Origin of the sequence: Nocardioides sp. Root151 (genome assembly GCF_001427925.1) — a bacterium.
Classification (GTDB): Bacteria; Actinomycetota; Actinomycetes; order Propionibacteriales; family Nocardioidaceae; genus Nocardioides.
Genome location: NZ_LMGG01000007.1, coordinates 665229 through 684761 on the forward strand (window position 1 = coordinate 665229; position 19533 = coordinate 684761).

At 68.1% G+C, this 19533-nt stretch carries 21 protein-coding genes; 13 read left to right on the forward strand and 8 right to left on the reverse strand.

Going from position 1 to position 19533, the window contains the following annotated elements:
- From ASD66_RS20655 to ASD66_RS20685, 7 genes are all read left to right on the forward strand, one after another.
- Complete coding sequence (locus ASD66_RS20655) at positions 1-933, forward strand: type II secretion system F family protein (RefSeq protein WP_056892081.1); 933 nt, start codon at positions 1-3, stop codon at positions 931-933.
- Between the two features lie 134 nt (positions 934-1067).
- Entirely contained in the window at positions 1068-2537 is a 1470-nt protein-coding gene (locus ASD66_RS20660; protein WP_162254300.1) for a sensor histidine kinase, read from the forward strand.
- Positions 2509-3147 carry a response regulator transcription factor gene (locus tag ASD66_RS20665; protein WP_056892083.1) on the forward strand — a complete coding sequence of 213 codons (639 nt, stop codon included), beginning with the start codon at positions 2509-2511 and terminating at the stop codon, positions 3145-3147. Before ASD66_RS20660 ends, ASD66_RS20665 begins: the two co-directional genes overlap by 29 nt.
- A 170-nt stretch (positions 3148-3317) precedes the next feature.
- A complete protein-coding gene (locus tag ASD66_RS20670) occupies positions 3318-3506 on the forward strand; it encodes a Flp family type IVb pilin (RefSeq protein ID WP_056892084.1) in 189 nt (62 codons plus the stop codon).
- 106 nt (positions 3507-3612) lie between these two features.
- On the forward strand, positions 3613-3786 hold the full coding sequence (locus ASD66_RS20675) for a Flp family type IVb pilin (protein ID WP_200950136.1): 174 nt from the start codon (positions 3613-3615) through the stop codon (positions 3784-3786).
- 27 nt (positions 3787-3813) lie between these two features.
- Positions 3814-5283: a hypothetical protein gene (locus ASD66_RS20680; protein ID WP_156388827.1), complete on the forward strand. Its 1470-nt coding sequence runs from the start codon at positions 3814-3816 to the stop codon at positions 5281-5283.
- Positions 5280-6356 carry an acyltransferase family protein gene (locus ASD66_RS20685; RefSeq protein ID WP_235530184.1) on the forward strand — a complete coding sequence of 359 codons (1077 nt, stop codon included), beginning with the start codon at positions 5280-5282 and terminating at the stop codon, positions 6354-6356. The genes ASD66_RS20680 and ASD66_RS20685 overlap by 4 nt, the downstream gene beginning before the upstream one ends.
- Positions 6357-6682: 326 nt before the next feature.
- Here ASD66_RS20685 and ASD66_RS20690 read toward each other — a convergent pair whose 3' ends face one another.
- From ASD66_RS20690 to ASD66_RS20705, 4 genes are read right to left on the reverse strand one after another with little or no spacing between them, the layout of a single operon-like run.
- Positions 6683-7339, reverse strand: coding sequence for a response regulator (locus ASD66_RS20690; protein WP_056892088.1), 657 nt, complete (start codon positions 7337-7339; stop codon positions 6683-6685).
- A complete protein-coding gene (locus ASD66_RS20695; protein WP_056892089.1) occupies positions 7279-8556 on the reverse strand; it encodes a sensor histidine kinase in 1278 nt (425 codons plus the stop codon). Before ASD66_RS20695 ends, ASD66_RS20690 begins: the two co-directional genes overlap by 61 nt.
- Before the next feature lie 29 nt (positions 8557-8585).
- Positions 8586-9938 carry an ABC transporter permease gene (locus ASD66_RS20700; protein WP_056892090.1) on the reverse strand — a complete coding sequence of 451 codons (1353 nt, stop codon included), beginning with the start codon at positions 9936-9938 and terminating at the stop codon, positions 8586-8588.
- Positions 9935-10723 (reverse strand): ABC transporter ATP-binding protein, encoded by a 789-nt coding sequence (locus ASD66_RS20705; protein WP_082599640.1) that lies wholly within the window; start codon positions 10721-10723, stop codon positions 9935-9937. The genes ASD66_RS20700 and ASD66_RS20705 overlap by 4 nt, the downstream gene beginning before the upstream one ends.
- 131 nt (positions 10724-10854) lie before the next feature.
- On the opposite strand from ASD66_RS20705, the gene ASD66_RS20710 reads away from it, so the two are divergent.
- Positions 10855-11292, forward strand: coding sequence for a hypothetical protein (locus ASD66_RS20710; RefSeq protein ID WP_056892091.1), 438 nt, complete (start codon positions 10855-10857; stop codon positions 11290-11292).
- Between the two features lie 116 nt (positions 11293-11408).
- Here the strand turns inward: ASD66_RS20710 and ASD66_RS20715 are convergent, their stop codons facing one another.
- Positions 11409-12428 (reverse strand): SGNH/GDSL hydrolase family protein, encoded by a 1020-nt coding sequence (locus ASD66_RS20715; protein WP_056892092.1) that lies wholly within the window; start codon positions 12426-12428, stop codon positions 11409-11411.
- 73 nt (positions 12429-12501) lie between these two features.
- Between ASD66_RS20715 and ASD66_RS20720 the strand changes: the two genes are divergently transcribed.
- The 3 genes from ASD66_RS20720 to ASD66_RS20730 all read left to right on the forward strand — a co-directional run bounded on the left by ASD66_RS20720 (position 12502) and on the right by ASD66_RS20730 (position 15496).
- Positions 12502-13899, forward strand: coding sequence for a cystathionine beta-synthase (locus ASD66_RS20720; RefSeq protein WP_056678913.1), 1398 nt, complete (start codon positions 12502-12504; stop codon positions 13897-13899).
- 97 nt (positions 13900-13996) lie between these two features.
- Positions 13997-14530: a hypothetical protein gene (locus ASD66_RS20725; protein ID WP_056678910.1), complete on the forward strand. Its 534-nt coding sequence runs from the start codon at positions 13997-13999 to the stop codon at positions 14528-14530.
- Between the two features lie 258 nt (positions 14531-14788).
- Positions 14789-15496, forward strand: a complete 708-nt coding sequence (locus tag ASD66_RS20730) for a hypothetical protein (protein ID WP_056892093.1) — start codon at positions 14789-14791, stop codon at positions 15494-15496.
- Positions 15497-15621: 125 nt separating this feature from the next.
- Here the strand turns inward: ASD66_RS20730 and ASD66_RS20735 are convergent, their stop codons facing one another.
- On the reverse strand, positions 15622-16089 hold the full coding sequence (locus tag ASD66_RS20735) for a hypothetical protein (protein ID WP_056892094.1): 468 nt from the start codon (positions 16087-16089) through the stop codon (positions 15622-15624).
- Between the two features lie 111 nt (positions 16090-16200).
- Here ASD66_RS20735 and ASD66_RS20740 point away from each other — a divergent pair, with 111 nt between their 5' ends.
- A complete protein-coding gene (locus ASD66_RS20740; RefSeq protein ID WP_056892095.1) occupies positions 16201-16992 on the forward strand; it encodes a response regulator transcription factor in 792 nt (263 codons plus the stop codon).
- 3 nt (positions 16993-16995) lie between these two features.
- On the opposite strand, the gene ASD66_RS24285 is transcribed toward ASD66_RS20740, so the two are convergent.
- Both ASD66_RS24285 and ASD66_RS20750 read right to left on the reverse strand, forming a co-directional pair.
- On the reverse strand, positions 16996-17913 hold the full coding sequence (locus ASD66_RS24285) for a signal peptidase I (protein WP_082599642.1): 918 nt from the start codon (positions 17911-17913) through the stop codon (positions 16996-16998).
- A 49-nt stretch (positions 17914-17962) separates the two neighbouring features.
- Positions 17963-18586 carry a TasA family protein gene (locus ASD66_RS20750; RefSeq protein WP_056892096.1) on the reverse strand — a complete coding sequence of 208 codons (624 nt, stop codon included), beginning with the start codon at positions 18584-18586 and terminating at the stop codon, positions 17963-17965.
- A gap of 160 nt (positions 18587-18746) precedes the next feature.
- Between ASD66_RS20750 and ASD66_RS20755 the strand changes: the two genes are divergently transcribed.
- Positions 18747-19526 (forward strand): sulfite exporter TauE/SafE family protein, encoded by a 780-nt coding sequence (locus tag ASD66_RS20755; RefSeq protein ID WP_056679509.1) that lies wholly within the window; start codon positions 18747-18749, stop codon positions 19524-19526.
- The last annotated feature ends 7 nt before the right edge of the window (positions 19527-19533 follow it).

A 19533-nucleotide genomic window follows, 5' to 3' on the forward strand; every position in this document is an offset into this window, starting at 1 on the left:
ATGGGCGCGGGAATGCTCCTCCTTCTGGGCGGTTTGCTCCTGTTCGGCGCGATGGCCCTGACTCTCTCTGTGATCGGTGTGGCCACGAATGAACGGCGCGGCGTCGCACGTTCGCTGGCGGCGGTGCGGGCCATCGACCAGGCTCCCGATGTGCTCAAGCAGGAGCTTGAGCGGCCCTTCTCAGAGCGTGTCATTGCGCCCATGGGTGAGCAGGTGGTGGGTCTTGGGCGCAAGTTGACCCGTGCTGACACTGCAGAGCGCCTCCAGCACAAGCTTGATGTTGCGGGCAACCCTCAAGGCTGGGATGTCAATCGCATCATCGGACTCAAGGTTCTGGGGATGGCGTTCCTGGGCGGGTTGGGAGGGTTGTACGGGCTGTCCCAGGACTACGCAGCCCCCAAGCTGCTCCTAGTCACTGGAGCCCTTGGGGCACTGGGGTACCTCCTGCCGAACATCCTGCTGCACAACGCGGGGGAGAAGCGGTCGCTCCTGATGCAGAATGCGTTGCCGGACGCTCTCGACCTGTTGACGATTTCGGTGGAGGCCGGGCTCGGCTTCGATGCCGCGGTTGCTCGGGTGGCAAAGAACACCACGGGGCCGTTGGCTCAGGAGTTCGCGCGCCTGCTCCAGGAGATGCAGATCGGCGTGGGTCGCATGGAGGCGATGCGGGCCATGGGCGAGCGCACGACGATCAAGGACCTCAAGTCCTTCTGCCTGGCGATGGTGCAGGCCGATCAGCTCGGCATCCCGATCGCCCGGGTCTTGCGGGTGCAGAGCAAGGAGATGCGTGACAAGCGACGACAACGCGCCGAGGAGAAAGCCCAGAAGGTCCCGGTCAAGATCCTGTTCCCGCTGATCTTCTTCATCCTGCCGTGCATCTTCATCGTGATCATGGGGCCGGTCGTGCTATCGGCTCAGGGTCTGTTCGGCTGATGAGACTTCGATCCGGCACTCCCTCGCGCGCGGCCTCGGCTGGCGCGCGGTCTTGGCGCGTCACGACGGCCGCCCGGGCCTTCGTGCTGGCGATCCCGACGGGCCAGGCCCTGAGTGTCGGGAGCATCGACTCGGTGGGCATCATCCTGATCTCGTTGGTGTTGCTCGCCGCGGTTGCCTGCGCGGTTGAGTTCAACCCCGAAGGCAGCACGCTGCCCTGGACACCGGTGGTCGAGGGAGTCTTGGCCGTCGTGCTGATCGGCACAGCCGATGGACCGGTTGAACCCTTGCTCATCTATCTCGTTGTGCCGCCGGTTGTCGCGGGTTTGCGGCACGGATGGGTGACAACTGTCAACACGTCGTTGGCCTGTGGTGCTGCAATGATCGGCGCCTGGGCAACAATGAACTCACTGGAAAGAGACGGAGCAGCGATCCAGGCTTCCATGCCTTGGCTGGTCTTCGGCCTCGGCGCGGGGATGCTCGCCGTCTGGCAGAGCCGGTCTGTCCGCGAGATGGAGACGACGCAGGCACCGTACGCCGCAGCCCACCACCTGGTTGCGCAGCTGCACACGTTGACTCAACAACTTCCGGTGGGCCTGGACAGTGTCACTGCTGCCCGCGCACTCAACGAGGCGGCACGAAAGGCGGTGAGCGCGGAACGGTCCGCCGTCATCCTCAAGATCGGGAAGGACACGTTCGAATCGCTCGTCATAGACGGCCCGGTGACCGCCGCCGACGAGAAGATGGCGTCGATCTGCGCCTGGACTGGCCGCCCGCGACAGGGGAAGGGCTTGGTCGCCCTGCCGCTGCGGGTCGGTGACCATTGCTTCGGTGTCCTGCTGCTCGGCCGCACCTCCACGTGGTCGAAGGCGGAACTGGCCGACCTCCAGGTCATTGCCGACACCCAGGCGGTGCGTCTCGACACGGCACTCCTCTTCGACGATGTGCGCTCCTTCGCCACGTCGGAAGAACGCAACAGGCTGGCCAGGGACATCCATGACGGTGTTGCCCAAGAGATCGTTTCTCTGGGCTATCTGGCCGATGAGATCGCGGAGACCAGCGTCGACCCCGCCACACGCCAAATGGCCGACGACTTGCGGGCCGAGATCACCCGGGTGGTCAGTGAGTTGCGATTCTCCATCTTTGACCTTCGGCACGACCTCGACGAGGCCAGCAGCGTCTCGGGTGCTTTGGCTGAGTATGTCCGCGAGGTGAGTCACCAGAGCGGCATGCGCGTCCACCTGCTCTTCGATGAGCGCGGCCCACGACTGCCCCCGCGCGTCGAGCAGGAGCTCTTGCGCATTGGGCAGGAGGCGATCGGCAATGTGCGCAAGCACGCGCGTGCCATCAACCTGTGGGTCACGCTGGCCAGCGACGGAAAGTGCGTCCGTCTGGTCATCGAAGATGACGGTGTCGGAGCGGCGGGGGCACGCCCCGGCCACTACGGGATGCACACGATGCGAGAGCGTGCGGAGCGAATCGATGCCAACTTCACCATCACGCCCCGGCCAGATGGTGGCACTGTGGTGACAGTGCAGTCCAGGAACAACAGTGCGATCACGGAAGGCCCGAGCGATGACCACACGCGTCCTGCTCATCGATGACCACGAGCTGATCAGGCAGGGCTTGGCCCGCGCCTTCGAACGGCAGGGAGAGATGACGGTCATCGGTCAGGCGGGAAGCGTCGCCGAGGGCAAGGCCGCTTGGGCAGCACTGCAACCCGACGTCGTGGTGACCGACCTGCAGTTGCCGGACGGCACTGGACTGGAGATCATCCGGGCCATCCGTGCCGAGAGCGCCAGCGTGGGTCTGGTGATGCTCACCATGCATGCCGGCGACGAGCACATCTTCGCGGCCATGGAGGCGGGTGCCTCAGCGTTCGTGGGCAAAGACAGCAAGGCCAGCGAGGTCGTTCAGGCAGCCGGTCACGCGGCTGTATCCCCCCGAAATTTCTTGTGCTCCGGTCTGACCGCCGCCATGATCCGGCGAGCCTCGGAACCGCAGCCGACCAAGCTGACCGGTCGCGAGACAGAAGTGCTTGAGCTGCTTGCCGAAGGTTTGGGCACTGTTGCGATCGCGGGCAAGCTCTTCATGAGTGAGTCGACGGCCAAGACGCACATCACGCGCATCTACGAGAAGCTCGGCGCCACCAATCGCGCCCAAGCTTTGGTGACTGCGATGCGCACTGGTCTGCTCTCCTCCGTCAAACCCTGACGACTACTGGACCAGACCACCTGGTGGGTCCCGGGTAGTCCGAAATGACCATGGGGTGTGAGCGGATCACCCGATCCGCAGGCCCAAGGATCCCGGCAAGATTGAGCCCAGAACGAGTCCTGTGGGGGCTCGGACTCAACATCCGCAGGACTCAACACAGGGAGAATCAAATGCTCGAGAAGTTCATCACCCTCATGCTCATCGGCAAGACCGACAAGGACGAGAAGGGCGCGACCGCGACGGAGTACGGCCTGCTGGTCGGGCTCATCGCCCTGGTCATCGTCTTCGGTGTCGCCATCTTCGGCAACGCGCTCAACACTTTCTTCGCCGGTCTGGGCGGCACCGTCGGCGGTTGGTGATCACAGCCTGACCTGAACACGGCCGGCCGCTGCCGACAGACGTCGGCAGCGGTCGGCCGTGGGCATTTCACCAACAGATTCACTCGGAGGGAACATGAGAATCCTGATGCGTCTCTTGCAGGGATCGAAGACCAGGTCTTCGGAGTCCGGCGCAACCGCGACTGAATACGGCCTGCTCGTCGGCTTCATCGCCATGGCCATCCTTCTCGGCGTGGCCACCTTCGGCAATGCCCTCAACTCGTACTACGACACCCTTGCTGCGGCTGTCGGCAACTTCTGAGCAATCGAACTCTCGGGGGCAAAGCACATGGAGCAATCGCTGACTGATCAGGCACCTTCCGGAGCGAGGACAACGGGGAGCGACGAGTCGGCGCCGGCAAGAGCCGGCGCCGACGGCGCGTCCGGCATCCTCGGTTGGGCACCTCTCGTGTTGCTTGCAATGTTCATCGCGGCCGTGGTTCGTCAGGCTGCCCGTCCCATCTCGGATCCGGACAGCTTCTGGCACCTCCGGCTCGGATCCGACGTCTGGACCGCGAAATCAGTCGGCCAACCGGACTGGTCAACGTCAGACGATCGTCCGTTCGTCCTCACCCAGTGGCTGCCGGAGGTGATCGCGTCCCGCTTCGAGTCCGCGTTCGGACTGGCCGGCGTTGCGTGGCTTTTCGGGCTCTCCCTCGTGGTGCTGGTCGTCATCATCTACCAGACCTGCAGACGAAGCGCTGGGTTGACCGCTGCCGCGTTCACTGTCGCACTCTGCACGGTCGGCATGAGTGCCAGTTTGTCGCCGCGACCGCACATGGTCACCTACATCCTGTTGGCAGTCACGGTTGTTGCCTGGCTCCGCACGGCCGACGACCTGCGCGCACGCTGGTGGCTGGTGCCCTTGACCTGGGTGTGGGCTTGCTCGCACGGCATGTGGTTCACCGGGCCTCTCGTCGGCATCGCTGTCGTCCTCGGACTGGCCCTGGATCGCCGTGTGGATAGACGAACCCTGCTCCATTTTGCAGCCCTCCCCGTCGCGTCAATTTGCGCAGCGGCCATCACGCCGGTGGGTCCCGCGTTGTTGGAGGCGCCCTTTGCTGTCAGTGGAATCAGTGCATTCATCACCGAGTGGCAGGCTCCGTCGTTCCGTGCGATCGGACCAGGAGCGACAGCCCTCATGCTCGCGTTGATCGTTCTCACCTGGGCTCGTCAGACAGAGCGAGTTCCGTGGACGCGCTTGCTGCTCTTGCTGATGGCGACTGGATGGACACTGCTCGCAGTTCGCACCGTCACATTGGGCGCCATCATCGCGGCGCCTCTCCTGGCCGCTGCCATCCAAAGTTGGCTGGGTCGATCGCGAGAAGCGGGCAGCCGTCGCGAAGCGACGGTTCTGCTCGGCGCGGTGGTGGCTTCCCTCGCCGTCCTTGCCATGGTGGTGCCGCACGTGGCGGCCAAGCCGGCTGGCATGCCCTCAGGAATCAATGATGAGCTCCGTGCCCTTCCCTCGGGCACTCCCGTGCTGAACGACTACGCGTCGGGCGGCTGGTTGCGCTGGGCGCACCCCAACGTCGACCCGCTCATCGACGGGTTCACCGAGGCCTACTCCTTGGGCGAGCTTCACGACTACGCCACCATGAACGCCGCGGCCGCCGGGTGGCGGGAAGCGGTTCGGACCACGGGTGCGCGCCACGCGCTGCTGGTGGAGGACTCACCGTTGGCCACGGCCCTGCAAGAACGCCTTTCCTGGGACCTGATTACTGCTGACGCGGGACGCGTCTATCTGGTCGCGCCGTGAGTCTCGCGCGCAGCCGCGAACGAGAGACCTGGCACCTCGGTCGCCGGCCTGTCCTGGACGGCGTGCGTGGGATCGCAATCCTCATGGTCCTGCTGGCACACACGATGGTGCCGCAAGTGCATGCGTCCGGCACCGTCGGAGTGACCATGTTCTTCACCCTGAGCGGGTTCCTGATCACCGCGTTGCTTCTGGACGAACGGGCCGGGGCTGGCTGCGTGTCGTTCCGTGCCTTCTACGTCAGACGAGCGCTGCGACTGCTGCCCGCACTCTTGTTTTTCCTCGGGGTGGTCGCCGTCCTGACCGTGGTTTCGGACAGTCCTGTAATGCCGAGCGGTCAAGACTTCCTCGGAGCCGTGTTCTACGTCGGAAACTTCACGACGGCCATGCAGGGCCACGACACCATCATCATGCACACGTGGTCCCTGGCGGTTGAAGAGCAGTTCTACATCGTGTGGCCCTTGGTCTTCGTCGCGAGCATGCGTTGGGGGCGGCGAGCCGTCATGTGGGCGGCGGCGGCGGGATCGGCGTTTGCCATCATCGAGCGGCTCTACCTGTACTCCGTGGACGCAGACCCGCTTCGCATCATCTTCGGCACCGACTCGCGCATGGATGGGCTTCTCGTTGGCTGTCTGGCGGCGGCGTGGTTGTCGGGGCGGCCCGTGGGACGGAATCGCCCGTTCATCGCCGCTACAGCGCTCGGGGTGGTGCTGGCAATGAGCTTGGTCGGCCTCCGGACCGAGTTCCTCATCGTCACGACCCTTGTGCCGTGGCTGACTGCCGCGGCGATCGTGATGCTGGTGCAGGAGCCTCGGTCCGGTCTCCTCACGAGCCCCATCATGAGACTGATCGGCCAGCGCTCCTATGCCATCTATCTGTGGCACTACCCGATCTTGGCAGCGGCGGCGGGCGTGTCTTGGCCGGGCAAGGCTGTGTCCTTCCTTGTGGCGATTCTCCTGACGGCGACCATCGTGCACTTGTCATGGGTGTGCGTCGAGGAACCCTTCTTGCGGTTGAAGCACCGTCGCGGTACCCCTGCGACTCAGCCAGAACTCGCTGTCGGTGGCGCTGTCTAGCATCAGTTTCCTGTTCGATCACCTCGGAATTATCGGCTCGCTGGGCGACAACGCCTCGATGGCGGCATCAGACGCGAAGTCAGTGGCCGGAGCGGCACACGATCGAGATCACCACGCCGACCGGCCAGACCTACGACGCAGTTGCACCACCGTTGCCGATGCCGCCCACCCGCAGCGGGACGTGGCGCGCGCGCTTCAGGAATCAGTACATCCTGATTCGTTGAGTGGTGGTTGGTTTCGAGACGGGCGCAGAGCGCCCTCCTCAACCAACGGCGGGGTGGTGGTTTCGAGACGCTCGTTCCTCGGCCTGCGCGACCACCGAGGGCTCAGCCGCCGAGGAAGGTGAGGACGGCGAGGACGCGGCGGTTGTCGTCGGAGGCCTGGGGGAGATCCAGCTTCGTGAAGATGCTGTTGATGTGCTTGCCGACCGCCTTCTCGGTGACGAACATGCGGGCGGCGATGGCGGCATTCGACCGGCCCTCTGCCATCAGGGTCAGTGCCTCCCGCTCGCGGGCGGTGAGCCGTTCGAGCGGGTGGTCCCGGGAGACGCCGCCGACCAGGGCGGCGACGACCTCGGGGTCGAGCACGGTGCCGCCGTCGACGACCTGCTGCACCGAGGCCACGAAGTTGTCGACGTCGGCGACCCGGTCCTTGAGCAGGTAGCCGACCGCACCCTCTCCGCTGGCGAGGAGCTCGCGCGCATACAGCGGCTCGACGTACTGGCTGAGCACCAGCACCGGGAACCCGGGCCGGGCCTGCCGGGCGGCGATCGCCGCGACCAGGCCCTCGTTGGTGAACGACGGCGGCATGCGTACGTCGACCACGGCGGCATCCACATCGGGGCCCGCGAGGGCAGCGGTGAGTGCCGGGGCGTTGTCGACCGCCGCGACGATCTCGAAGCCGGTGGCCTCCAGGATCCTGGTCAGGCCGGCCCTGAGGAGGGCCTGGTCCTCGGCGAGGACGATCCGTGGGCGGTCGGGCACGGCAGCTCCATGGTCACGACTGTGGGTCCCCCGAGAGGGCTGGTCAGGTCCATTGTGCCGTCGAAGGCGAGCAGTCGCCGCGACACACCGGCGAGCCCGGAGCCGGCCGGGTCGGCGCCGCCGCGTCCGTCGTCACCGACGACGAGTCGCAGCAGTGCGCCGTCGTAGGAGCCGGTCACCCAGGCCCTGCTGGCGTCTGCGTGCTTGACGATGTTGGTCAGGCACTCCGTCACCGCGAAGTAGGCGGCCGACTCAACCGGCGGAGGGAGCTCGCCGTCGATGTCGAGAGCCAAGGTCACCGGCAACGGGATCGCCATCGCGATCGCCTCGACGGCACCGCCCAGTCCGCGGTCGGCCAGCACCGGCGGGTGGATTCCGCGCACCACGGAGCGGAGGTCCTCGAGGGCGGAGACCGTGGTCTCACGCGCCTCCTTGAGCAGCTCCGCGGCCGCGCCCGGATCGGTGGCCAGCAGCTTCTCGGCCAGGCCGACGTTCATCCCGACCGCGGCGATGCGGGCTTGGGCACCGTCGTGCAGGTCGCGCTCGATGCGGCGGACCTCCGCGGCGGAGTGGTCGAGTGCCTCGGAGCGGGAGACCGCGACCTCCTCGACCCGGCGCTCGAGCTGCTCGACGCGGGAGTGGCCGAGGATGCCGCGCTCGGCCAGCGCCCGGGCCCGCACCAGGGCCGGCGTGACCAGCCACCACACCACCAGCATCGGACCCGAGAGGAGCAGGAGCAGCGCCCACGCCACGCTCGTGTCGAGCACCAGCCCGAAGAGGTAGGTGATCGGCGAGACCAGCAGGCCGACCACCACCAGCGACAGCACGAAGCCGCCGGTGACGGAGAACCAGAGGAACGCGAAGTCACGCCACCGCGCCGGGTCGCGCAGCCAGATGAACGCCCGGGTCAGCGGGTTCGTGCCGGTGGTGTCGGCGTACCCGCTGCTGATCGTCTCGCCCAGCAGCTGACCGGAGACCCAGCGGTGCAGCCGGGTCAGCTGGGCCGTGGCCGGCACCGCGAGGTGGGCCAGCCCGAAGCCGACCAACACCAGCAGCAGCGGCCAGGCCAGCAGGGTGAGGATGCCGAGCACCAGCGCCGGCACCATCAGCAAGGCCTGGCCGAGCGCGACGGTGGTCAGACGGAGCCGCTCGATGAACGCTTCGCGGTTCACCGGCTTCGGGAGGATCGACTCGATCCGCGGCAAGGGCAGGGACATGGTGATTGAGTCTGTCACTGCGTCGGCCTTCATTGCCCTGCACCCGCGACGGCCAGGGCCTGGCGTGCCGTGGTGCGGCGTACGGCGACCGCGGCGGAGCACAGCGTGATGGCGACGGCGACGACGGCCAGCACCGGCGGCAACCACAGCTGTCCGTCGGGGACGATGCCCTCGTCGCGGGCGATCGCGAACGGCACGACCGTGGCGAGTGAGGCGGCAGTCCCGAGGACGACGCCGACCACCGCGACGATGGCGGCCTCCGCGACCACGGATCCACGCACCTGCTCGGGAGTGGCGCCCAGCAGGCGCAGCCGGGCCAGCTCACCGCGGCGGTGCGAGACGACGGCCGCGAACGCGTTGACCACCATGATCGCGGCGAACAGCGAGATCATGCCGACCACGACGTTGTTGAGCATGTTGATCGTGTCGGAGTCGGGGTTCGACTCGGCCAGGGTGCGGCCGTCGATGCCGACCGCCATCAGGGTGCCGATGCTGGCGGAGGTGAAGACGATCACCGGGGCGAGCACGCCGGCCAGCAGCGGTGCCCGGCGCGAGGTGTTGTACGCCGCGAGGTGGCCGGTGCTTCCCGCGCGACCCACGAGCGGGCGGATCAGGGTGGCCGCCCAGCGCAGCAGCAGGGGAGCGATGCAGGCCAGTCCGGCCGCGACCAGGATCGAGCTGGAGCCCGAGGTGGCCATCGCGTCGTACGGGTCGTCGGAGTGGGCGGTGACGGTGATCGTGATGACCGCCATCGTGACGCCGTAGCCGATCAGGAGCACGGCGACGAGCACGCGCCACCAGCGCATCCTCTGCGTGCCGGCATTGCCGTCGGTCAGTGCGATCGTGGCGGCACCGCTGGTCGCCTTGCGACCGGCGATCGTCGCCGAGACCAGGCTGGTGGCGAGCACGGCGAGCATTGTGATGCCCAGGGAGGCCGGGCCGCCGGCGTAGTCGACGGTGTCGGCGACCATGCCGCCCTCACGGATCATCGTGAAGAGCGCGCGTCCGCCGAGCCAGGCGGCACCGGCGCCGAGTGCCGAGGCGACCAGGGCGACCACGAAGGTCTCGATGCGGATCATCCGCCGGGCCTGGCGGGGCGAGGCGCCGATGGTGCGGAGCAGGGCGATCTCGACGTCGCGTTGGCGGACCGCGATGCCGAGCGTCGAGGCGAGGGAGAAGAGCACGATGATCGTGCCCCAGCTGCCGACAACGGCGCCCATGATGAAGAGCGTGTCCTGGTCGACCTTGGCCATGTCGGTGAACGAGGTCTCGAGCAGGGTCGCGAACGATCCGATCAGCACGGTGCCGAAGAAGATCGACGCGAACGTGGCGGTGAACGCCGTACGTCGAGCGCTGAGCGAGCGCATTGCCAGGCCGATCATGACGCCGCTCCTGCCATCACCAGGTCGTCGAGGTGGGCCATCTGGCTGGCCACCGCGTCGGCGTTGGGTCGGTCCATCCGGCCGGCCACGCGGCCGTCGACGAGGAACACCACGGAGTCGGCGTACGACGCGGCGACGGGGTCGTGGGTGACCATGACGACCGTCTGGCCCAGCTCGTCGACACTGTGCCGCATCAGCTCGAGGATCTCGCGGGCGCTGGACGAGTCGAGCGCGCCGGTCGGTTCGTCGGCGAGCAGCACGGCGGGCCGGCTGACCAGGGCGCGGGCGATCGCCACACGCTGCTGCTGGCCGCCGGAGAGCTGGCCGGGGAGGTGGCTGCGGCGTTCGGCGAGCCCGACGCGACCGAGCAGGTCACGCACGAGCTGCTTGTCGACCCGGTCGCCGGCCAGGCGCCGGGGGAGCCCGACGTTCTGCTCGGCGGTCAGGTAGGGCATCAGGTGGAAGCCCTGGAAGACGATGCCGATGCGGTCGCGGCGCAGCTTGGTGCGCTGCGACTCCGACCAGTCGGTGACGTCGTCGCTGCCGATCAGCACCCGGCCGCCGTCGGGGCGTTCGAGGCCGGCGGCGCAGTTGAGGAACGTGGACTTCCCGGAGCCGGAGGGGCCCATCACGGCGATGAAGCTGCCGGTCGGGATGGTGAGGTCGATGCCGTTGAGGGCGCGGACCGGGTTGGCTGCGTCGCCGTACGAGCGGGTGAGGTCGCGGACGGTGAGGGCGGGTTGGGTGTCGAGGGCTGACCGGGTTTCGTGGGTCTGTGAGTTCATGCCTCTGACGCTATTTGCGCGGTGGCTCCGGATCGATGGTCGCAAACCGCCAACCGGGGTAGGGAAATCCCTACTCTTCGGTCCTCACCCCGTCGGCCCTACCCTTGGCTCACCGACACCTGGAGGACACGATGAGGATCTGGCAGTACGCCGGGGCAGTGCTTGCCGTGTCTGCCACGCTGGCCCTCGGCGGGTGTGGCACCGAATCATCCGAGCCCGACGACACCACCGCGGAGGACACCATGAGCTCGACAGATCCCTCGGACTCGGCGTCACAGTCCACGTCCGGATCGGCGTCGTCGTCCGGGCCCGCACTGCCGCAGGTCGCGCAGGACGCGGTCGCGGACCTGGCCGGAATGCTGGGCGTCGACGCGAGCGAGGTCGACGTCGTCCGGGTCGAGCAGGTCACCTGGCGCGACGGCAGCATCGGCTGCGCGAAGCCGGGCTCGATGTACACCCAGGCGCTCGTCGACGGGCAGCGCGTCGTGCTGTCGGCCGGTGGTCGGGATTACGAGTACCACGCCGGCGGATCGCGCGACGTCTTCCACTGCGAGAACCCGACCGAGTAGGCGCCCGCTGCGGGCGGGTCTTCGCCCGGTCTGGCCTCGAGAGTTGCAGTTTCGACCAGCCGACGGGGGCCACAGGTACAAACTGCAACTCTCGCGCGGCAAAGCGTCGCTGTTGCCTACTTCTCGGCGTGCGCCGCCTCGGCCTCGTGGGGCTCTTCGGTGGTCGTGGTGGGGTGACGGCGACGGTGCCGCAGCTCGACCCAGAGACCGCGTACGCCGCGGCGCGAGCCGGCCACCTCGGTGCCGTCGAGCTCGGTGCCCGGCGTGCGGGCCGCCTCGACCGCGGCACGGGCGATCGGCAGGACGCCCTCACCGCGCAGCGCCTCGGGGGAGGCCTCCGACTCGGGGATCAGGTCGAGTGCGGCCATCACCGACGGCAGGAGTACGGCGGCGAGCGAGGCGTACCCCTCGGCGGAGGGGTGGAACTGGTCGGGCCCGAAGAGCAGTGCGGGTGCGGCCGCGAACTCCGGACCGAGGATCGAGCCGAGCGAGACGGTGCGGCCGCCGGCCTCGACGACCGCGATCGACTGGGCCGCGGCCAGACGGCGTGACCAGTTGCGGGCCACCTGCTTGAGCGGCGGGTTGATCGGCTTGATGGTGCCCAGGTCGGGACACGTGCCGACCACCACTGCCACGCCGGCGCCGAGCAGTCGGCGTACCGCCTCGGAGAGGAACGCCACCGACTGTGACGGGCGCACGGTGTGGGTGACGTCGTTGGCGCCGATCAGGATCACCGCGACGTCGGGCTCGATCGGCAGCGCCTGCTCGACCTGCGCGGCGAGGTCCTTGGACTGGGCGCCGACGACGGCGAACGAGCGCAGGTATACGCGGCGGTCCGCGCGGGCGGCCAGGCTGCTGGCCAGGTTGGCGCCCGGGGTCTCGACGACCTGCCCGACGCCGTACCCGGCGGCACTGGAGTCGCCGATCAGCGCCACCTTGAGGGCGGGACCGGGCCGGCCGCGGCCGTACCAGCCGGTCGCGTTCGGCGGAACGCCCTGGGCGTCGCCGATCGCCTTCCTGGCGAGCTTCGCCTCGGCGCGCAGGACGCCGTACAGGCCGGCCCCCAACGCAGAAAGGCCCCCGCCGCCGTACATCGCAGCAGAGGCGAGCTTCTTGGCTGCCGCTGTCTTCCCCACGGCGAGAGTCTAGTTGGGCCTCCTCAACCGGCGGCGGTCGCCGTGGCAGAGCGACCGGCGCTAGCCTGAGCGAGTGGACTACGTGAACTCACTCCTTGACCTCATCGGCAACACCCCGCTGCTGAGGCTTTCCCGCTCGCTGGACCTGGACCCGTCGACCGACGAAGGACCTCTCCTGCTGGCAAAGGTCGAATACCTCAACCCCGGCGGGTCGGTGAAGGACCGCATCGCGACGCGCATGATCGAGGCGGCCGAGGCCTCCGGCGAGCTGAAGCCCGGCGGCACGATCGTCGAGCCGACGTCGGGCAACACCGGCGTCGGGCTGGCGATGGTGGCGCAGGCGAAGGGCTACAAGTGCATCTTCGTCTGCCCCGACAAGGTCAGTGAGGACAAGCGCAACGTGCTCAAGGCGTACGGCGCCGAGGTGGTGGTCTGCCCGACCGCGGTCGCACCGGAGCACCCCGACTCCTACTACAACGTCTCCGACAGGCTGGCCTCGCAGCCGGGGGCGTGGAAGCCCGACCAGTACTCCAACCCGCACAACCCGCGCTCCCACTACGAGACCACCGGCCCCGAGATCTGGAAGCAGACCGAGGGCAGGATCACCCACTTCGTCGCGGGCGTCGGCACCGGCGGCACGATCAGCGGCATCGGCCGCTACCTGAAGGAACAGAACTCGGAGGTGCAGATAGTCGGCGCCGACCCGGCCGGCTCGGTCTACTCCGGCGGCACCGGCCGCCCCTACCTGGTCGAGGGCGTGGGTGAGGACTTCTGGCCCGAGACCTACGACCGCGACATCGCCGACCGCATCATCGAGGTCTCCGACGCCGACTCCTTCGCCTTCACCCGGCGCCTGGCCCGCGAGGAGGCGCTGCTGGTCGGCGGCTCATCGGGGATGGCCGCCTTCGCCGCCAAGCAGCTCGCCGCCGAGCTGGCCGCCGAAGGCCGCACCGACGCGGTGATCGTCGTACTGCTCCCGGACTCCGGCCGCGGCTACCTGACCAAGGTCTTCAACGATGAGTGGCTCGGCCAGTACGGCTTCGCGTCGGGCTCCGAGGACGCCGATCGCCGTACCGTCGGCGAGGTGCTGCGCGGCAAGTCGGGCCAGCTGCCCGACCTGGTGCACACCCACCCCAACGAGACCATCGCCGAGGCGGTGCACATCCTCCAGGAGTACGGCGTCTCGCAGATGCCCGTGGTGCGCGCCGAGCCGCCGATCGTGGCCGCCGAGGTGGCCGGGTCGGTCTCCGAGCGCACCCTGCTCGACGCGCTCTTCGCCGGCGACGCCAAGCTCACCGACACGGTCGAGCAGCACATGTCGCCGGCCCTGCCGACGATCGGCTCGACCGAGGCCGCACGGGACTCGGTGGCGCTGCTCGAGCACGCCGACGCGCTGCTCGTGCAGGAGGACGGCAAGCCGGTGGGCGTGCTCACCCGGCAGGACCTGCTGGCCTTTCTCGCGAAGGCGTGACCTGACGGCGCGGGTAAGAGGGCTCTCAGGTCCGTCTCATGACTGCTTCACGGTGGCTGTCGAGGATCAAGGCAACTCCTCGACGAAAGGTTCTGTCATGAAGCGCATGCTCACTCTCGCCGCCGTACTCCCGATCGCCCTGTCCGCCTCGTTCGTCTCGCTCACCGCAAGCCCGGCCCAGGCCGGCGACGACCGTGTCTGTCGCGGCTCGATCGGGGCGCGGTACGTCGACGGCAACGTGATCGTGCCCAGGGGTGCGGTCTGCGCGCTCAACGGAACGCGCGTCGACGGCGACGTGAAGGTCTATCGCAACGCCCGCCTGGTCGCCAGCGGGGTCAAGGTCGGCGGCAACATCCAGGCCGGAAATGCCAAGCGCGTGGTGGTCCGGATGCGTGACGGGGTGCGCTCACGTGTCGACGGAAACATCCAGCTCAAGAGCGGTACGTACGGCGGCATCGTCGCCGGAGCCAGGGTCAACGGCGACATCCAGCTGTTCTCCAACCGGGGCCGGTTCACCGTGCGCGGCAACGTCGTCGACGGCAACCTGCAGTGCAAGTCGAACAGCCCGCGCCCCATCGGCGGCAACAACCGGGTCGAGGGGAACAAGGAGAACCAGTGCCGTGGCCTGTGACGTCCGTGCCTTGATCCTCTGACTCCGGCCCCGTGCCAACCGGCCGCTGGAAGGAACTCGACATCGCGTCGACCCGGGACCTCCGGGGCGACGCGATGTCCGTTTTGTCATCGGACGATCGGTCAACCGCGGATACCATCCGGGTCATTTGCCGTAGTCGATCTCGTGAACTGGCGAGTACGAGGCGCGCCACGGCGACGCTGCGTGTTCTGCTTCCCCAGCATTCATTCATACCTAATTTTGGGGGAGTACTACTCCATGTCGATTCTCAAGAACCGCGTCATCGCGGTCGTCGCCGGCACCGCCGTTCTCGGCCTCGCGACCACCACGGGCGCCGTCGCCGCCAAGGCCATCACCGGCGCCGACATCAAGAACTTCTCGATCACCTCCGCCGACCTCGCGTCCGGCTCGGTGACCTCGGCCAAGATCCAGAACGGCACGATCTCCGCGACCGACCTCAACGCCGACCTGAAGGCCAAGGTCAACGCCAGCGCCAAGAACGGCACCGACGGCGTTGACGGCAAGGACGGCAAGGACGGCGCCGCGCTGGCCGATTCCTTCGCCGGTGGCGGCACGATCGTTGACCTCGGTGGCTCGTTCAAGACCCGCAAGACCGAGGTCGGAACGATCAACCTGCCCGAGGCCGGCACCTACATGATCAACGCCTTCGGCTTCTTCGACACCGTCGCTGCCGACTCGGTCCGCACCGACGGCACGCACCTGCAGCTGGCCGTCCGCGGTCCGGTCTCCGAGGCCGACGCCTTCGGCCAGGACTTCGGCACCTGCTTCACCTCGGCCTTCCCGGCCGGCGACCGTGAGGCCACCTGCCAGTCGGTGCGCGTCATCACCGTCACCGAGGCCACCGAGCTGACGGTCATCGGCTTCGGCTACAACGACGACCAGAGCTCGACCGGCAGCGGTTCGTTCACCGTGACCGCTGACGTCTCGGCGATCAAGGTCGGCTGACACCTGCTCGGGCCACGCGCCTGAGTGAAAGACCTGAGTGAACAAAGGGTGGAAGGGCTCATCGAGCCCTTCCACCCTTTTGCCATCCCCCCGGATGTGCCATGCGGTTCAGAGGTGACCAGTGGTCAGAGGTTGCCGTTCGCCGCGCTGAGTGCGGGACAGGTGATGGTCTTGCTCCACACCTGGCTGGTCCAGTTGCCGAGCACCGCGTGCACGGTCAGCGTCCACGTGGTCGCCGCGCCGTCCACGCCCATCGTCGGCGTCGCGACCGTGGCCGACCTCGTCGTCGACGTCATCGTGTACACCGCGGTGGTGCCCTGGTTGCGGAACACCTGGTAGTGGTAGCTCGCCCCTGCCGGGCCCGCGTCGACGAATCCCGTGACCGTGAAGGTGGTGCCCTCGGTCAGGACCGACGAACGGCAGGCCCACTTGCCGGTCACTGCGGTCGGCGCGACCATGCTCGCCGTACCGACCTGGACGGCGGCGCTGCTGCTGCCGGTGAACTTCGCTTCCGCGGCGCCGCTCACCACGAGCAGGCAGGCGGCGACGGCGAGCACGGTGAGTGCGCGGCGTACGAAGTCGGAGGCAGTCATGTTTCCAGTCATCTCGGTGGGTGGCTCGGGTTCAAGTCTGGTGGCGGCACTTCAAGGCCGACGCGCGTCGGGCCTCAAGGTTTCCTCAAGGAATGCTGGCAGGATCGAGGAATGGAACGGACAGCTTTGGTCATCGAGGATGACTCGGACATTCGCGGGCTGATCGAGCACACCCTGACCAGCCAGGGCTTCACCGTCAGCACGGCCGAGGACGGGCCGGCCGGCGTCGAAGCCGCACTCAGCCTCGACCCTGACCTGATCACGCTCGACCTGGGCCTGCCCGGCTTCGACGGGATCGAGGCCTGTCGGCGGATCCGCCAGCACAGTGACGCGTACGTCGTGATGATCTCGGCCCGCCGCGACGAGATCGACAAGTTGATCGGCCTCGAGACGGGTGCCGACGACTTCATGGTCAAGCCGTTCAGCCCGCGCGAGCTGCGGGCCCGGGTCAGTGCGCTGTTCCGGCGTCCGCGCCGTACGACGCAGTCAGGCTCGGCGCAGATCGGTACGGCACAGATCGGTACGGAGCAGGCCGCGCCGGTGGCGCCCGCGACGGAGACGCCCACTGCCGAGCCGGCGGCACAGCCGGACGTCGAGAACGAGGTGCTGCGCCACGGCGTGATCGCGGTCGACGTCGACGCCCGCCAGGTGTGGGTCGACGAGGTGGAGACCGAGCTGACCCGCATCGAGTTCGACCTGCTCACCGAGCTGGTCCGCCGCCCCGGCCGGGTGTGGAGCCGCGAGGCGTTGCTGCGCACGGTCTGGGGCAACGAGTGGGCCAGCGACACCCACCTTGTCGAGGTGCATGTCGGCAACCTGCGCAAGAAGCTCGGGGAGCAGCCGGATCGGCGGTTCATCCGCACGGTGCGGGGAGTCGGATATCGCATGGAGACGCCGGCCTGACCCTCACGCGGCCATGCAGGTCTGCAGGTCGTGGCGGCTTCGGTCGGCCAGTTGCGGAAGTCCCGTGAGCAGGTCGTCCGCGAGCTCCCAGGCGGAGTCGGCGATCGCTTCCTCCAGCAGTGCGGCGGTCTCGGCCAGGTCGACGGCACCGATGCTGGCCGACGACACCTTGAGGCTGAGCACGGCGTCGTTGGCGGTCAGCGCGTCCCGTGCCCGGACCGCGGCGTGGACCCGGTCGATGCGTCGGGGCAACAGGTCGGACCACTGCCCGGCGTACGTCAGCGCGTAGTCGGCGTCGAGGTCCTCGGCGAGCGCGGCCAGGGCCGCGGTGTAGCTCCACTGGTCGGGCTCCAGGATCGTCACGACCACCGGCTGCTCCGTCTGCTCCTGCTGCTCGTCGTCGCGGCTCCAGATCATGCTGAGGCCGACGAGGAGCATGAGGGCGAGTGCGCCCCAGAAGACGTGTCGTTGCACGAAGGGACTGCGCAGGGCACGAATGCCGTTGCCGATCCACGGCACGACGGCCTTCTTCTCCCAGACGGTGTCGCCGTCGAGGGTGGCAACCCACGGGTCGGCGGCGGCGTTGGCGTCGCCCTGCGTGCGGACGGCGATCGTGCCGTCGTCGTTGCCGATCACCTCGATGACCCGGTGCGTCTCGACCCGGTGGTCCTCGACGGGGATGTGGTAGCTGATCACGTCGCCGACCTCGACCTCGTCGGCCGGCTTCGGCAACGAGACCACGACGTCGCCCGGCGTGATGCCGGGGTCCATGCTGCCGGTCAGCATCGTGGCCGTCCGGTAGCCGAAGACGTGCGGGCCCAGGGCGATCAGGCCGAAGACCAACAGGCACCCGACCAGGACCGCGGAGACGGCCAGGCTGAGCAACCGGGTGAGCGCGAGGCGCAGGCGGTGGAGCGTCATGGTCTTCTCCTGTTCGTGGTCTGGTCGAGCCTGGGTCAGCGGGCCTGCGTCACTGGGCCTGGCCGGCGCGCTGGGTCGCGGTGAAGTCGACGTTCACGGCGTTGCTCAGGCCCTGGTAGTCGTTGTTCGCCGTCTGGGGGAGCGAGAGCTGGATGCGCAGGTTCGCGACCCTGGTGGCGCTGTCGAGGTCGGCCAGCGCCTTCGGCAGTGCGACGTCCGTCTGGGTGGCGGCACCCGAGGCGAGCACGACGGTGGTGGTGCCCGAGCAGGTCAGGTCGTTGCTGCCGGCGGCCTTGACCCACGGGGCCGAGCACGCGTCGATCTGCAGCTTGAGGCCGTCGGCGCCGGTCTTGAGCAGGTTGTCGGTGGTCAGACTCGTCTTGAGGGTGACGCTGCCGAAGCTCTCGGAGGTGGCCGAGCGGGTCAACTGGACGGCGCGCTGGGCGTAGTCGGCGGGCACCATGTTGGTGACCGCGATGTCGAGACCGCGGGTGGCCTGGTTGGCCAGGTCGAGCTTCACGGTGCCGGTGCCGACGTTGGTGCTGGCGCTGGTGGTCGAGGTGAACGAACCGTAGGTGCCCAGGCCCGCGACACCGGCCGCGGCGATCACGAGTCCGGCCGAGGCGAGGATCTTGACGGAGTGCTTGCGGCCCGGCTTGGAGATGCTGCGCATGGTGTGTTCCTTCGTGTGAGTGACCAGCCCCGCTGGTCTTTCTTCTGCGACAACCAGAACTCTGGTCGTCGCACCTCAAGCACGGGCTCGGCGTACCTTCAGCGAATCCTCAAGAGATCCGCAAGACTCCACCGGTCTCCGGTCGGTCTAGGGTGGCGTGGTGCCCGAGCCGACGCTGACCGTCATCAGCCTGCTCGTGCTGGCGGCCCTGGCGGCGGGCTTCGTGGACGCGGTCGTCGGCGGCGGGGGACTGATCCAGCTGCCGGCCCTCGTGATCGGGCTGCCGGGGGCCGCGCCGGTGCACATCCTGGCCACCAACAAGCTCGCCTCGATCTGCGGTACGACGGTCAGCTCGGCCACGTTCTACCGCCGGATCAAGCCCGACCCGAAGACGTTCCTGCCGCTGATGCTGGCGGCCTTCGCCGGGGCCATGGGCGGGGCGCTGGTGGCGACGCTGATCCCCAAGTCGGCGTTCAACCCGATCATCCTCGCCGTGCTGATCCTGGTCGGCGCCTACGTGCTGCTCAAGCCGGAGGCCGGGGAGCTGACCGAGCTGCGGTTCTCCGGGCACCGGCACACGATCCTGGCCGCGCTGACCGGCCTGGCGATCGGGTTCTACGACGGTGCGCTCGGGCCGGGCACCGGCTCGTTCTTCGTCTTCACCCTGGTCGGCCTGCTCGGCTACAACTTCCTGGAGGCCTCGGCCAAGGCCAAGCTGGCCAACTGGGCCACGAACCTCGCCTCGCTGGTGATCTTCATTCCGCAGGGTGCGGTGATGTGGAAGATCGGACTGTTCATGGGGGTGGCGAACCTGGTCGGCGGCTACCTCGGCGCCCGGGTGGCGGTCCACAAGGGTGCCGGGTTCGTGCGGGTCTTCTTCGTGGTCGTGGTCTCCGCGTTCATCGTCAAGATCGGCGGCGACGTCCTCGGCGTGTGGTGACCCGCGG

Coding starts and splice junctions, on each gene's coding strand:
- ASD66_RS20655 (WP_056892081.1), top strand. CDS start 1: ATGGGCGCGGGAATGCTCCTCCTTCTGGGCGGTTTGCTCCTGTTCGGC.
- ASD66_RS20665 (WP_056892083.1), top strand. CDS start 2,509: ATGACCACACGCGTCCTGCTCATCGATGACCACGAGCTGATCAGGCAG.
- ASD66_RS20670 (WP_056892084.1), top strand. CDS start 3,318: ATGCTCGAGAAGTTCATCACCCTCATGCTCATCGGCAAGACCGACAAG.
- ASD66_RS20675 (WP_200950136.1), top strand. CDS start 3,613: ATGCGTCTCTTGCAGGGATCGAAGACCAGGTCTTCGGAGTCCGGCGCA.
- ASD66_RS20680 (WP_156388827.1), top strand. CDS start 3,814: ATGGAGCAATCGCTGACTGATCAGGCACCTTCCGGAGCGAGGACAACG.
- ASD66_RS20695 (WP_056892089.1), bottom strand. CDS start 8,556: ATGTCCCTGCCCTTGCCGCGGATCGAGTCGATCCTCCCGAAGCCGGTG.
- ASD66_RS20700 (WP_056892090.1), bottom strand. CDS start 9,938: ATGATCGGCCTGGCAATGCGCTCGCTCAGCGCTCGACGTACGGCGTTC.
- ASD66_RS20705 (WP_082599640.1), bottom strand. CDS start 10,723: ATGAACTCACAGACCCACGAAACCCGGTCAGCCCTCGACACCCAACCC.
- ASD66_RS20710 (WP_056892091.1), top strand. CDS start 10,855: ATGAGGATCTGGCAGTACGCCGGGGCAGTGCTTGCCGTGTCTGCCACG.
- ASD66_RS20725 (WP_056678910.1), top strand. CDS start 13,997: ATGAAGCGCATGCTCACTCTCGCCGCCGTACTCCCGATCGCCCTGTCC.
- ASD66_RS20730 (WP_056892093.1), top strand. CDS start 14,789: ATGTCGATTCTCAAGAACCGCGTCATCGCGGTCGTCGCCGGCACCGCC.
- ASD66_RS20735 (WP_056892094.1), bottom strand. CDS start 16,089: ATGACTGCCTCCGACTTCGTACGCCGCGCACTCACCGTGCTCGCCGTC.
- ASD66_RS20740 (WP_056892095.1), top strand. CDS start 16,201: ATGGAACGGACAGCTTTGGTCATCGAGGATGACTCGGACATTCGCGGG.
- ASD66_RS24285 (WP_082599642.1), bottom strand. CDS start 17,913: ATGACGCTCCACCGCCTGCGCCTCGCGCTCACCCGGTTGCTCAGCCTG.
- ASD66_RS20750 (WP_056892096.1), bottom strand. CDS start 18,586: ATGCGCAGCATCTCCAAGCCGGGCCGCAAGCACTCCGTCAAGATCCTC.